The organism is Kitasatospora sp. NPDC056800, from assembly GCF_042789775.1.
Classification (GTDB): Bacteria; Actinomycetota; Actinomycetes; order Streptomycetales; family Streptomycetaceae; genus Kitasatospora.
On the sequence record NZ_JBHUAL010000060.1, the window covers coordinates 1 to 13,634 of the forward strand.

Genomic DNA, 13,634 nt, shown 5'->3' on the forward strand with positions numbered 1-13,634 from the left:
CCCGCGGGGCCGGGGGGCGGGCGGCCGGGGCGGGGGGCGGGATGGTGCGGCCCCGGGGACACGGGCGGCGCCCCCCGCCGGACAGGGGACCGGCGGGGCACGCCGCAGCGGCACAACGGCAGCGGCAGGCGCGGGCGCAGGCGCGGGGCCCCGGGCTCAGGCCGCGCGCACCGGCGCCGGCGCCGCCCGGGCCAGACGGGTCAGCGCCAGCGGCTCGAAGATCCCCATCAGCACCGGGTCCACCGCCCGCACCGCCGCCGGCGCCGGCGCCGCCGGCACGGGGGAGCGCAGCATCGCCAGGTAGAGCTCCTGGGTCTCGGCGGCCGGGTCGATGCCCAGCTCCTCGGCCAGCACCTGACGCAGCTGCTGGTAGCAGCGCAGCGCCTCCGCCCGGTTGCCGGAGGCGGCCAGCGCCTCCATCCGGCAGCGGTAGGCGCTCTCCCGGAACGGCGCCCGGCGCACCGCCTCGTCCGCCCAGCGCAGCGCGTGGTGCTCCTCGCCCAGCGCCGACGCCGCCAGGCTCGCCGTCTCCAACGCGCTGATGCGCAGCTCCTCCACGTGCTCGCGCACCCCCTGCGCCCACTCGCCCTCGTGGTCGGGCAGGAACGCCCCGCGCAGGTTCGCCAGCGCCCCCGCGGCCAGCTGCTGCGCCACCGCGTGGCCGCCCGAGGCCAGCGCCTCGCCGGCCTCGCCGACCGCCGAGGCCGCCGCCTCCAGGTCCACCGCCGCGTCCGCGGGCAGCCGCAGCACGTACCGCCCGCCCTGGGAGATCAGCGGGGTCGCACCGGGCCCCTGCCCCGGATCGGTGACGAACGCCCGCACCCGGCTCACCACGCTGCGCAGCGCGGAGGCCCAGGTGTCGGGCAGGCCGTCGGGCCAGATGGTGTCGGCCAGCTGGTCGCGGCTGGTGCCGCTGGAGCGCTCCAGCACCAGGCGGGCGAACGCCACCTGGGCCTGGGCGCTGGACAGGTGCTGCGGGGCGCCGTCCTCGTGCTCGACGGCCACCAGACCGGTCAGGCGGATCAGCATGCGCGGGCCCCCGATCTACCGGACGGACCGTCTTCCCTGAAGCCTTTCAACACGAGCTCCAACCCCCTCGAGCCAAAGCGGAAGTGACGGCCCGTTCCGGCCGTCGGCGTGGGAAATTGCGGATCGGAACAATAAACCGCCGACCAGCCGTTCGGTTTCGGCGGATTTCGACCATACATTCGCCGCATCGCGCGGTGTCAACACCGGTTGCGGAAACATACCCACCGGCCGGTCAATGCGTCGTGGACGCAAGGTTTCCGCACGTCAGAGCGTTCCCGCAGGCCAGGAAAGCGCCTATTGCGGACGCCTTGCGCATCCTGCCGTAGAAATGTAGCCATCCTTGAGCACCCCGCGTGAAGGCTTCGAGAAACACCCCGAGCCGCGAAAAGCCCCGAACAACCGCGAAACAGCCGCACGCAACCGCGAAACAGCCGCGAACAACCGTGAAAAGCCGTGAACACCGTGACGCCGTGAAGGAGAAACCCGTGAACGCCACCGGAGCATGGGACCGCCTGGAGCCGAAGCTCGCCGCAACGAACGCCCGCGTGGCCGCACTGGAGTCCGACCCCTCCCGGCGCAACAGCTTCGTCGCCTACACCATGGAACGCGACAGCGCCTACTGCGACCTCGACGGCGAGCGCCTGCTCATGATGTCCGGCTACAGCTACCTCGGCCTGGCCGGCGACGAACGCGTCGTGGCCGCCGCCAAGGCCGCCGTCGACGTCTACGGCACCGGCAACCACGGCGTGCGCGCCCTGGCCGGCACCATCCCCCTGCACGAGGAACTCGAAGCCGAGGTCGCCCGCTTCGCCGGCCGCGAACGCGCCCTGGTCTTCGGCTCCGGCTACGCCGCCAACGTCGGCACCGTCGGCGCCCTCGTCGGCCAGGGCGACACCGTCCTGATCGACAAGTACGACCACGCCTCCATCGTCGACGGCTGCCGCCTGTCGGGTGCCACCGTCACCCGCTTCCGCCACAACGACGTCGACCACCTCGAGCGCCGCCTCAAGGCCGCCGCCCCCACCGGCGTGCGCCTGGTCATCGTCGACAGCGTCTACTCCATGGACGGCGACATCGCCCCGCTGCCCGAACTGCGCGAGGTCTGCGACCGCTACGACGCCCTCCTCATGGTCGACGAGGCCCACGCCCTGGGCGTCATCGGCAAGACCGGCGGCGGCATCGAGGAGCACTTCGACCACAAGGTCCGCGTCGACGTCAAACTCGGCACCCTCTCCAAGGCCATCCCCTCCATGGGCGGCTGGATCGCCGGCAGCCACGACCTCATCGGCCACCTGCGCTACGCCGCCCGCCCGTTCCTGTTCTCCGCCGCCCTCGGCCCCGCCCAGACCGGCGCCGCCCTGGAGTCCCTGCGCATCCTGCGCCGCGAACCCGAGCGCGTCACCCACACCCAGACCCAGGCCCAGCGCCTGCGCACCCGCCTCAACGACGCCGGCATCTCCACCATGGACTCCACCACCGCCGTCCTGCCCGTCATCGCCGGCAGCGACGATGCCGCCTACGACTACGCCACCGCCTGCCGCAAGGCCGGCGTCATCGGCCTGCCCGTCGTCACCCCCGCTGTGCCCAACGACCTCGCCCGGCTGCGCATCGCCGTCACCGCCCGCCACACCGCCGCCGACATCGACTTCGCCGCCGAGGCGTTCCTGACCGCCGCCGCCCAGACCGGCCTGATCTGACCCGCCCGGCCCGACCGATCCGGCCCGCCCCGCCTGCCTGATCCGACCGGCCGGCCCGGCCCGCCTGATCCGACCGGCCGGCCCGGACCAGCCCGCCCCGCCCCCGCTGCCACCGCCGGGCCGCCCGCGCGACCGCGCTAAGGAGACGAAGCCATGGCCCCCCACCACCGGCCGCCGATCGCCGTCACCGGCCTCGGCGTGGTCAGCCCCGCCGGCCACACCGTCGAGGACCTCTGGCGCACCGTCGCCTCCGGGCGCTCCACCGCCACCGCCCTCACCGACCCCGCCCTGGCCCGCCACCGGGTGCGCCTGGGCTGCAAGGTCACCGACCTGCCCGACAACGACCTCGTCCCCGCCAAGGACGCCCGCCGCCTCGACCCGTTCGCCCACTACGGCACCCTCGCCGCACTCGCCGCCCACGCCGACGCCGGACGCCCCGAACCCGAACCCGGGCGCAGCGCCATCGTGGTGGGCACCGCGGTGGGCGGACGCACCACCAGCGACCGCGAGTCCGCGCTGTACACCGAGCACGGGCCGCTGCGGGTCTCCCCGCTGATGCCGCTGGTCACCATGCCCAACGCGGCCGCCGCCCAGATCGCGATGCGCCTGCACTGGAACGGGCCGGCCCTGACCATCGCCACCACCTGCGCCTCCGGCGCGGACGCGATCGGCCACGGCGCCCTGCTGCTGGAGACCGGGCGCGCCGACGTGGTGATCGCCGGCGGCTGCGAGGCCACCCTCACCCCCGTCACCCTGGCCGCGTTCGGCAACCTCGGCGCGCACTCCCTGCGCAACGACGAACCCGGGCGCGCCTCACGGCCCTTCGACACCGACCGCGACGGCTTCGTGATGGGCGAGGGCGCCGGCTTCCTCGTCCTGGAACGCCTGGACGACGCCCGGGCCCGCGGCCGCACCCCGTACGCGCTGCTCGCCGGGTACGGCGCGAGCGCGGACGCCTACCACCTGTCCAACCCGCGCCCCGACGGCGCCGGCGCGGTGGCCGCGATGCGCGCCGCCCTCGCCGACGCGACCCTCGCGCCCGGCGACATCGCCCACGTCAACGCCCACGGCACCTCCACCGTGCACAACGACCGGGCCGAGGCCGCCGCCCTGCGCGCCGTGTTCGGCCCCCACGGCGTGCCGGTCACCTCCACCAAGGGCGCCATCGGCCACCTGATCGGCGCCGCCGGCGCCGTCGAGCTGATCGCCGCCATCGAGGCCATGAACGCCCGCACCGTCCCTCCCACCGCCAACCACGAGAAGACCGAAGAGGGCCTGGACCTCGACGTCGTGCACACCGCGCCGCGCCCGGTGCGCGCCGGCGCGGCCCTGTCCAACTCGTTCGGCTTCGGCGGCCACAACACGACCCTGGTGGTGACCCCGCTATGACCGCACCCACGACCACACCCGCCGCACAAGCCGCACCCGCCGCACCCGCCGGACAGGCCGGACAGGCCGTACCCGCCGTGACCGCGCCCGCCGGTCCGGTGTCGCGCACCCGCCTGCACGTCACCGACCGCGACCTGGCCGCCTACCGGGCCGCGGCCCGCGCCCGCCTGGGCGCCCCCGCCCGCGCCGGGGCCGGCCCCGCGCACCCCTTCGTCGCCGCCCACGCCCTCGCCCAGCACACCGTCGGCGCGCTGACCGCCGGCGACCACGGGTTCACCGGCGTGGTCCACCTCGCCCAGGAGATCCGCACCCACGCCCCGCTCACGGCGGGGGACGTCGACGTCGCCGTCGAGGTCGCCGCCGTGCGCCGCGAGGCCCGCGGCACCCGCCTGGCCCTGACCACCCGCCTCACCGACGCGGCCACCGGCGCCCCGCTCGCCGACCTCGCCACCGCCGCGCTCCTGCTGGGCGCCACCGGCACCGAGCCGTACGGCGCCCTGCCGCCGGCCGCCCACCCCGGTTCCGTGCCCGACGGCCCGCCCCTGGTCCTCACCCACGTGCTGGACGCCGGCGACACCCGCGCCTACGCCCACGCCTCCGGCGACCTCAACCCCATCCACCTCGACGACGACGCCGCCCGCGCGGCCGGCTTCCCCGGCGTCATCGCCCACGGCATGCACCTGGTGGCCCTGGCCGCCGAGGAGATCACCGACCGCCACGCCGGCGGCGACCCCGCCCGCGTCACCGCGCTCGGCGCCCGCTTCGCCGCCCCCACCCGCCCCGGCACCGAACTGCGCCTGACCCTCCAGCCCCACGACCGGGGCACCGTGGTGCGCTTCACCATCGCCACCGAGGCCGGCACCGCCGTCAAGGCCGGCTGGGCGCGCATCGCACCGGCGGGGGAGTGAACGCCGTGACCACCACCCCCAGCAGCGCCCCGTTCGGCCGCCCCGTCCAGGACACCGCGCTGCCGCCGCTCGCCCTGCCCGACGCGTTCACCGCCCACGCCCGCACCCGCCCCGACGCCCCCGCCCTGCTCTGGCACGACCAGAGCGTCAGCTACCGGGAGCTCGCCGAGGCCGCCGACGCCGAACGCGCCCGCCTGAACGCCCTCGACCTGGCACCGGGCGAACCGGTGGGCCTGTACGCCGTCAAGTCACCCGCCGCGGTTGCCCTGGTGCTGGCCTGCCTGATGGAGCGCCGCCCCTTCCTGCTGCCCTCCCCGCAGCTCGCCCCCGCCCTGCTGGCCGCGCTCTTCGCCCAGGCCGGCGCGCGGCGCCTGCTCGCCCCCCTGGGCCAGGACGCCCCCCGGCTGCCCGCCCTGCCCCACCCCGCCCCGGTGCCCACCCTCGCGGCCGGCACCTCCTTCATGCTCACCACCTCCGGCTCCACCGACCTGCCCAAGATCGTCCCCCTCGCGCAGGGCGCCGTCGACCGCTTCACCGCCTGGGCCCACGACACCTTCGACCTCGGCCCCGGCCGCACCGTCGCCAACTACGCGCCCCTCAACTTCGACCTCGCCCTGCTCGACGTGTGGGCCACCCTCGCCGCCGGCGGCACCTGCCTGCTCATCGACCCCGCCCACGCCCTCAACGCCCGCCACCTGCTCGCCCAGCTCATCCGCCACCGCCCCCACGTCCTGCAGGCCGTCCCCCTCGCCTACGCCCTGCTCGTCCAGGCCGCCGCCGGCGCCCACGTCCTGGACAGCGTCGAGCACGCCGCGTTCACCGGCGACGCCATCGACGCCCGCACCCTCGCCGCCCTGCCCGCCCTGCTGCCCGGCGCCGAGCTGTACAACATCTACGGCTGCACCGAGACCAACGACAGCTTCCTGCACCGCCTGGACCGCCTGGACGCCGCCGCCGCCCTGCCCGTGCCCATCGGCACCCCGCTGCCCGGCGTGCGCACCCTGGTCGCCACCGCCGACGGCACCCCCCTGGACGGCCCCGGCAGCGGCGAACTCTACGTCTCCACCCCCTTCCAGGCCGCCGGCTACCTCGACCGCTCCCGCGACACCGGACGCTTCACCACCCAGCCCGAAGGCGCCGGCGAAGGCCGCCGCTGGTTCCGCACCGGCGACCTCGTCACCCGCGACGAGGCCGGACGCGTCCACCTCACCGGCCGCGCCGACTTCCAGGTCAAGGTCCGCGGCGTCGCCGTCAACACCGCCGAGATCGAACGCGTCCTGCTCGCCCACCCCGACGTGCGCGAAGCCGCCGTCGCCGCCGCCAGCGACCCGCTCACCGGCAAACGCCTGCACGCCGCCGTCCAGCGCACCCCCGGCTCCACCCTCAACAGCCTCGTCCTGCGCGAGCACCTGGCCCGCAACCTGCCACGCGCCGCCGTCCCCGAGAAGCTCGCCATCCACGACGCCCCCCTGCCCAAGACCGCCACCGGCAAGGTCGACCGCAAGGCCGTCCTGCCCGCCCCGTAACACCCCGCACCACCACCCAACCCCATCCAGCGGCCACCAGGCCACCGACGCAAGGGAGTTGCCGACATGAGCAACATCGCCCAGATCAAGCGGTTCCTCATCGACGAGTTCCTGCCCGACATCACCCCCGACCAGCTCGCCGACGACCACGACCTGCTCTCCGACGGCGTCATCGACAGCCTCGGCGTCCTCAAACTCATCGCCTGGGTCGAGGACCACTTCACCCTCCCCGTCGACGACACCGACCTCGACCCCAACAACTTCCGCTCCGTCGCCGCCATCGACGCCTTCATCACCGAACGCCGCACCACCGCCACCACCGCGGCCGGCGTCACCGTGGGCGGCTGACAGCCATGCACCAGGCCCTCACCGCGCTCCTCGCCGCCCGCCCCGTCGACCTGGCGGCCTGGCGCTCGTGGTGGGACCAGCTCGAACACCGCACCCTGGGCCCGGCCGACAGCGACCGGGCCCAGGCAGCGGCCCTGCTGGCCGCCCTCACCACCCGCCTGCCCGACCCCGACACCCTCACCGCCCTGCACACCTCGCTCACCGAACGCACCCCCGGCCCCGGCCCCGCCCACCCCGGCAGCGTCAACATCGTCGGCACCGGCGGCGGACCCGCCACCTTCAACCTCTCCACCGCCGCCGCCCTCACCGCCGCCGCCATCGGCATCCCCGTCGTCAAGACCGGCTCCCGCGCCTACACCAGCGCCGCCGGCTCCGTCGACCTCCTCGAACGCCTCGGCATCACCCTCACCTCCAGCCACACCGCCACCGCCGACCACCTCGCCCGCCACAACATCGCCTTCGCCGGCCCCCACGTCTACCCGCCCGCCCTCACCCGCCTCGCCCGCACCCTCTACCCGCTCACCCTCAAACCCTTCGGCGCGTTCCTCAACACCCTCGGCCCCCTGCTCGCCACCGTCCCCGTCACCGCCCAGCTCACCGGCACCGCCACCCCCACCGCCCTCGCCGCCCTGCGCCCCCTGGCCGCCAACACCACCACCCGCACCGTGTGGCTCGCCCACAACAGCGCCGGCGCCGACGAACTCCTGCCCTTCGCCGACAACACCCTCCACACCCCCGACGGCGACATCCACCTGCCCGCCGGCGCCGTCGCCCCCGCCGAAGGCACCCTCGCCGACCTCGCCCCCCACCCCCACGACCTCACCGGCCACTTCCTACGCGCCCTCGCCGGCCGCGCCGGAACCACCGCCACCCACACCATCGCCCTCAACGCCGCCGCCCTCGCCCTCGCCTCCGGCCGCCACACCCGCTGGCACACCGCCTACACCACCGCCCTGGACGCCCTCGCCGACGGCGCCCCCCACGCCCTGGCCACGCGCCTGGCCACCCGCCCCAGGGAGACCGCCGGTGTCTGAACCCCTCTTCCCCCGCGACGACCTGGGCCTGGCGCTCTTCCTCAACGCCGGCGACCCCGCCGGCCGCCTCACCGACCTCGCGCTCATGCTCGACGACCAGCGCGTCGACGTCCTCGAACTCGCCGTCCCCTTCCCCGACTCACCCACCGACGGCCCCGTCATCCGCCGCTCCGCCACCCGCGCCCTGACGGCCGGCACCACCCTGGACACCGTCCTCGCCGAACTCGCCGACCTCACCCCCCGCCTGACCCACCTCAAGGTCGCCCTGCTCGCCGACTGGAGCCACAGCCTGCGCCACCGCGACCCCACCGCCACCGCCACCGCCATCCGCGACGCCGGAGCCCGCGCCCTGCTCGTCCACGCCCTGCCCCCGCGCCTGCGCCCCGCCTGGCAGCACGCCCTGCACCACACCGGCCTGCCCCAGGTCACCACCTGCTACCCCGCCTCCACCCCCGAGGTCCTCACCGCCGCCGCCCACGGCGCCACCGACGCCTACGTCTACCTCGTCGCCCACTACGGCCGCTCCGGCACCACCCCCGCACACGGCCACCGCGCCCTCGCCGACACCGTCACCGCGCTGCGCACCGCCGCCCCCGCGACCCCCGTCGCCGTCGGCTTCGGCGTCAAGGCCGCCGCCGACCTGGCCGCCGTCGCCGCCGCCGGAGCCGACGCCGCGATCGTCGGCTCCGCCGCCGTCGCCCGCGTCGAGCACGCGCTGACCGAACGCCTCGACCCCGTCGACGAGTTGCGCGCCTACCTCACCGACCTCCGCCCCCGCCCCGCCCTCCCGGAGCGGCCCGGCGGACCCCGCACCACCCCACGCACCACCCCCGGCACCACCATCAGCACCACCGGCACCACCCCCGGCACCACCGGCACCCGCACCACCCCCGCCGGCACCACGACCCGAGAGGAACAACCCGCATGCTGATCCGCGACCTGGCCGACGTGAAGACCGTCGAGTGGGGCAACGGCCTGTCCCGCCGCTTCCTGGTGGAGAGCGACGGCCTCGGCTACAGCCTCACCGACACCGTCGTCAACGCCGGCACCAAGTCCCGCCTGGAGTACCGCAACCACCTCGAGGCCTGCTACTGCATCGCCGGCTCCGGCGAGGTCATCGACATGGACGGCACCTCCCACCCCATCACCCCCGGACGCCTCTACGCCCTCGACGAGCACGACGCCCACTACCTCGTCGCCAGCCCCGAGGAGGACCTGCGCCTGGTGTGCGTCTTCTCCCCGGCCCTGCGCGGCGACGAGGTCCACCAGCTCGACGCCCACTCCTCCTCCGCCTACTAGGCCCCGAGCCCAGAGGCACCCCGCGCCCCCACCGGGGCCCGCCGCCCCCGCACCCCCGGGGGCCCGGGCCCCCGGAACGGGCCCCAGGAACCGACGTGAGCCGGCGCCACCGGGCGCCGGCCTGCCACCCCGCGCCCCGCACCGGCGGCCCGGGAGGAAGGCGGCACATCCCATGATCCGCTGGAACGCCGACCAGACGGCCCTGCGCGAGGGCCTGGCCCGCTTCGGCGACGACCTCAGCGCCGGCCACATCGAAGGCGACGAACAGGCCGCCTTCTCCCACGACAAGTGGCGCATGATCCAGAAGACCGGCATCCTCTCCCTGCCCTTCGAGGAACGCTACGGCGGCCTGGGCCAGTCCCTGCTCACCACCATGTACGTCCTCGAAGGCCTCGGCCACACCTGCCGCGACGGCGGCCTCAACTTCTCCGTCACCACCTCCATGGCCTCCACCGGCGTCCCCCTGCAGGCCTTCGGCTCACCCGCCCTCAAGGACGCCTACCTGCCCCGCATCGCCTCCGGCGAGGCCATCGGCGCCCACGCCATCACCGAGTCCGAGTCCGGCTCCGACGCCATGCAGATGCGCACCCGCGCCGTACGCGACGGCGACCACTTCGTCCTCAACGGCGCCAAGACCTTCGTCTCCAACGGCCCCGTCGCCGACGTCGTCGTCGTCTACGCCCGCACCCACCCCCAGGGCGGCGCCCTCGGCGTCACCGCCTTCCTCGTCGACGCCGACACCCCCGGCCTGACCACCGGAAACCCCATCAAGAAGATGGGCCTGCGCACCTCCCCGCTCTCCGAGCTCTACTTCGACGACGTCCGCGTCCCCGCCGACCGCGTCCTGGGCCGCGTCGGCGGCGGCTTCCTCGTCCTCGACCACGTCATGAAACGCGAGATCCTCTACACCTTCATCGTCAACACCGGCGAGATGCAGCACCGCCTCACCCGCTGCCTGGACTACGCCAAGACCCGCATGTCCTTCGGCAAGCCCATCGGCTCCTACCAGTCGGTCGCCAACAAGATCGTCGACACCAAGATCCGCCTCGAGACCGCCCGCAAGTGGCTGTACGACACCGCCCAGCGCCTGGAGGCCGGCGACAACGTCACCGTCGACATGGCCATCGCCAAACTCCTCACCAGCGAGTCCAACCTCGCCACCTCGCTGGCCGCCGTCCAGGTCTTCGGCGGCAACGGCTACATGTCCGAGTACGGACTGGAGAAGGACGTGCGCAACGCGGTCGCCGGCACCATCTACTCCGGCAGCAACGAGATCCAGTACAACCGCATCGCCGCCATGCTCGGACTCGGCAAATGACCGCCCCCGCCCTGCTGGCCCCCCGGCGCGCCGGCCACCTCAAGGTCTGCGGCGCCCGCACCCGCGCCGACCTCGCCCTCCTCGCCGACACCGGCCCCACCCTGGTGGGCCTGTGGCACGGCGTCCCCGGCGGCCCCGCCGACCTCGAAGCCGACCGCCTCGCCGACCTCGCCGCCACCGCCATCCGCCTGGGCCTGGAACCCGTCCTCGTCACCTTCCTCGACGACGCCCGAAAGATCGCCGCCCTCGCCCGCGCCACCGGCATCCGCTGGATCCAGCTCCACGCCTACCAGAGCCCCGCCCTCGTCGCCGACCTGCGCGAACAGCTCCCGTACGCCGTCCTCGTCAAAGTCCTCCACCTCTCCCGCGGCCGCTGCCTGGAACGCGCCTTCACCGGCGCCTTCGAACGCGCCGGCTGCGACCTGTTCCTCCTGGACACCGTCACCGACGACGGCCGCGTCGGCTCCACCGGCCAGGCCCTGGACCCCGCCCACGTCCACGCCCTGCTGCCCCGCCTCACCATCCCCTTCCTCCTCGCCGGCGGCCTCAACACCACCAACCGCGACACCTACCGCACCGTCACCGACCACCCCCTGTACGCCGGCGCCGACATCGACACCGCCGCCCGCGACCGCACCGGCCGCTTCACCCACGAAGCCGTCACCGCCCTCACCCGCGCCTGGCACCCGCGCCTCCAGGAGACCCCCGCATGAGCCCGAGCTTCATCGACGCCCTGCTGGCAGCCCCCCGCCCCCTGGTCATGGAGGTCAAACTCCGCGACCCCCACGGCGCCGACCTCCTGGGCCCCCGCACCGTCACCGACCTCGTCACCCGCTACGAACAGGCCGGCGCCCCCTGCCTGTCCGTCGTCACCGGCCGCTGGTTCGGCGGCACCCCCCGCCTCCTGCGCGAGGTCACCGCCGCCACCCAACTCCCCGTCCTCCAGAAGGACTTCCTCACCCGCCCCGCCCAACTCGAAGCCGCCCGAGCCCTCGGCGCCTCCGCCGTCCTGCTCACCGCCGCCCTGCTGCCCGCCACCTCCCTCACCCGCCTCGTCACCACCGCCCTCGACCTCGGCCTGACCCCCTTCGTCGAGATCACCGAGGAACGCGAACTCGACACCCTGCCCCGCATCGCCGAATGCGTCGTCGCCGTCAACAACAAGGACATCCGCACCCGCGAACGCGACCGCGGCGACCTCGGCCGCAGCCTGCGCCTGCTACCCGCCCTACGCGCCGCCGGCTGCCGCGCCCCCGTCTCCGCCTCCGCCATCACCGACCCCCACGACGCCGCCCGCCTCCTCGACGCCGGCTACGCCGCCCTGCTCATCGGCACCTCCCTGATGCGCACCGGCGACCTCACCGGCTGGCTCGCCGACCTCGACGCCGCCAGAGCGGGGGTCGCCGCGTGAAGAACGACCTGCGCACCCGCTCCCTGGTCCTGGACGCCGCCGGCATCCCCGTCTCCGCCCTGGTCGCCGAACCCGAACACCACGCCCCCAAGGCCGTCGTCCTCGCCATCCACGGCCGCGGCATGCGCGCCGCCTACTTCGCCGGCCCCGCCCACCCCGACACCAGCCTGCTCACCCTCGCCGCCGACCTCGGCTACACCGTCCTCGCCGTCGACCGCCCCGGCCACGGCGCCTCCGCCCACCGCCTGCCGCACGGCCAGCTCATCGCCGACCAGGCCGCCACCCTCCACGCCGCCCTCACCGACTACGCCCGCGCCCACCCCACCGGCGCCGGCGTCCAACTCCTCGCCCACTCCTTCGGCGGCAAAATCGCCCTCCAACTCGCCGCCCACTGGCCCGACGACCCCCGCCTGCCCCTGCTCGGCTGCGACATCTCCGGCCTCGCCCAGCACTACGCCCCCGGCGCCTGGGACCGCCCCGACGACCTCGCCGGCGGCGGCCGCCTCAACTGGGGCCCCCTCCACCTCTACCCGCCCGGCACCTTCCACGCCGCCCGCACCCTGCTCACCCCCGTCCCCGCCCTCGAATCCCGCGAACTGGCCACCTGGCCCGCCCGCTACAGCGCCCTCGCCGCCCGCGTACGCGTCCCCGTACGCCTCACCCTCACCGACCACGAGCACTGGTGGCGCCTGGACCCGGCCTCCCGCGCCGCCCTGACCGCCGCCTTCCCCGACGGCCTCGCCCACCTGGCCACCGCCCGCCGCGCCGGCCACAACCTCTCCCTGGGCCACGCCGCCCGCCCCTACCACCTGCGGGCCCTCGCCTTCACCGACGACTGCCTCACCCGCCCCGCCCCCGCCCCCGGCGCGGCCGCACCCGCCGCCGCGGCCCCCGGGCCCCTCCTCGCGGCCGTCTGACGGCCCCACAGACCATCTGGCGCGGGTGGAAGGGCCCCGCCGCCCCCTCGGGCAAGGGGCGGCGGGGCCCGGCCGAACCGCGCCGGGGACGGACGCCTACCCGGAGCCCGCCGGAACGCAAGCAGCCGGGTAGGCCGCGGCCAGGACCAGGCACGGCCGCCCCCGGACGGTCACCGGGCAGGCTCGCCCGAGCACGCCCCAGGGACCGGGGCCGCCTCCCGCGCGTACGCGACGAAGGCGTAGGCGACCCCCGCCCACATATGAACCTTGACGGCGCCGCCCCCACCGGGGAGCTCCTGCGCGTCCCGCGCGGTACCGGCCACCGGACCCATGGCGGTGCCGGTGACCACCGGGTCCTCCCACGTGCCGCCGAGCGCGCCGGCGGCAGCCGCGAGAGCGGCCAGGGGGAGTTCGGCGTCCAGCCCGGTGGGGCCGATGGCGGCGGACAGGCCGTCCTCGCTCAGCTGGATCCGGCAGTGCGGCTCGCCGATCCCCGTCCGGACCAGCAGGGCCAGCTGCTCCGCCAGGCCGGGGACGGGCACGTCGGCCTCCACCGTCACCGACAGCATCATCGCGAACATGTCGTCGAGCAGACCCCGGAGCTCCACCGCCTCCGCCCAGGTCAGACCGCCTTCGAGTACCAGGTCTTGGGATTCCTCACTCACCGACGGGACTTTTCCAGCCCGGGCCCGGGAAGACAACCGATTTCACCGGCCGCCCGCCGGGACCGCGCGAAGCGGCCCGGGCCCGGCCGCCCG

The 13,634-nt window shown here is 75.2% G+C and carries 14 protein-coding genes; 12 read left to right on the plus strand and 2 right to left on the minus strand.

The window, feature by feature from the left end:
• Nucleotides 1-156: 156 nt before the first annotated feature.
• Nucleotides 157-1,029 (minus strand): BTAD domain-containing putative transcriptional regulator, encoded by an 873-nt coding sequence (locus tag ACFRQN_RS15855; RefSeq protein ID WP_380740881.1) that lies wholly within the window; start codon nt 1,027-1,029, stop codon nt 157-159.
• Nucleotides 1,030-1,514: 485 nt separating this feature from the next.
• Here ACFRQN_RS15855 and ACFRQN_RS15860 point away from each other — a divergent pair, with 485 nt between their 5' ends.
• The 12 genes from ACFRQN_RS15860 to ACFRQN_RS15915 all read left to right on the plus strand — a co-directional run bounded on the left by ACFRQN_RS15860 (nt 1,515) and on the right by ACFRQN_RS15915 (nt 12,876).
• Nucleotides 1,515-2,726: an aminotransferase class I/II-fold pyridoxal phosphate-dependent enzyme gene (locus ACFRQN_RS15860; RefSeq protein WP_049659474.1), complete on the plus strand. Its 1,212-nt coding sequence runs from the start codon at nt 1,515-1,517 to the stop codon at nt 2,724-2,726.
• Between the two features lie 153 nt (nt 2,727-2,879).
• A complete protein-coding gene (locus tag ACFRQN_RS15865) occupies nt 2,880-4,115 on the plus strand; it encodes a beta-ketoacyl-[acyl-carrier-protein] synthase family protein (protein ID WP_380740882.1) in 1,236 nt (411 codons plus the stop codon).
• A complete protein-coding gene (locus ACFRQN_RS15870; protein WP_380740883.1) occupies nt 4,112-5,023 on the plus strand; it encodes a MaoC family dehydratase in 912 nt (303 codons plus the stop codon). The genes ACFRQN_RS15865 and ACFRQN_RS15870 overlap by 4 nt, the downstream gene beginning before the upstream one ends.
• A 5-nt stretch (nt 5,024-5,028) precedes the next feature.
• Nucleotides 5,029-6,549, plus strand: a complete 1,521-nt coding sequence (locus ACFRQN_RS15875; RefSeq protein WP_082346031.1) for an AMP-binding protein — start codon at nt 5,029-5,031, stop codon at nt 6,547-6,549.
• A gap of 66 nt (nt 6,550-6,615) precedes the next feature.
• The gene (locus tag ACFRQN_RS15880; RefSeq protein ID WP_380740884.1) at nt 6,616-6,897 is read left to right on the plus strand and encodes an acyl carrier protein; all 282 of its coding nucleotides are present in this window, start codon (nt 6,616-6,618) and stop codon (nt 6,895-6,897) included.
• Between the two features lie 5 nt (nt 6,898-6,902).
• Entirely contained in the window at nt 6,903-7,931 is a 1,029-nt protein-coding gene (locus ACFRQN_RS15885) for a hypothetical protein (RefSeq protein WP_380740885.1), read from the plus strand.
• Entirely contained in the window at nt 7,924-8,862 is a 939-nt protein-coding gene (trpA, locus tag ACFRQN_RS15890; RefSeq protein ID WP_380740886.1) for a tryptophan synthase subunit alpha, read from the plus strand. Before ACFRQN_RS15885 ends, trpA begins: the two co-directional genes overlap by 8 nt.
• Entirely contained in the window at nt 8,856-9,230 is a 375-nt protein-coding gene (locus tag ACFRQN_RS15895; protein WP_049656703.1) for an ectoine synthase, read from the plus strand. The genes trpA and ACFRQN_RS15895 overlap by 7 nt, the downstream gene beginning before the upstream one ends.
• Nucleotides 9,231-9,402: 172 nt before the next feature.
• Nucleotides 9,403-10,548: an acyl-CoA dehydrogenase family protein gene (locus ACFRQN_RS15900; protein ID WP_049656704.1), complete on the plus strand. Its 1,146-nt coding sequence runs from the start codon at nt 9,403-9,405 to the stop codon at nt 10,546-10,548.
• Nucleotides 10,545-11,261 (plus strand): hypothetical protein, encoded by a 717-nt coding sequence (locus ACFRQN_RS15905; protein WP_074006269.1) that lies wholly within the window; start codon nt 10,545-10,547, stop codon nt 11,259-11,261. Before ACFRQN_RS15900 ends, ACFRQN_RS15905 begins: the two co-directional genes overlap by 4 nt.
• Complete coding sequence (locus ACFRQN_RS15910; RefSeq protein ID WP_049656707.1) at nt 11,258-11,959, plus strand: indole-3-glycerol-phosphate synthase; 702 nt, start codon at nt 11,258-11,260, stop codon at nt 11,957-11,959. The genes ACFRQN_RS15905 and ACFRQN_RS15910 overlap by 4 nt, the downstream gene beginning before the upstream one ends.
• Nucleotides 11,956-12,876 carry an alpha/beta hydrolase gene (locus ACFRQN_RS15915; protein ID WP_380740887.1) on the plus strand — a complete coding sequence of 307 codons (921 nt, stop codon included), beginning with the start codon at nt 11,956-11,958 and terminating at the stop codon, nt 12,874-12,876. The genes ACFRQN_RS15910 and ACFRQN_RS15915 overlap by 4 nt, the downstream gene beginning before the upstream one ends.
• Nucleotides 12,877-13,046: 170 nt before the next feature.
• Here ACFRQN_RS15915 and ACFRQN_RS15920 read toward each other — a convergent pair whose 3' ends face one another.
• Nucleotides 13,047-13,541: a hypothetical protein gene (locus tag ACFRQN_RS15920; protein WP_380740888.1), complete on the minus strand. Its 495-nt coding sequence runs from the start codon at nt 13,539-13,541 to the stop codon at nt 13,047-13,049.
• Nucleotides 13,542-13,634: the final 93 nt, after the last annotated feature.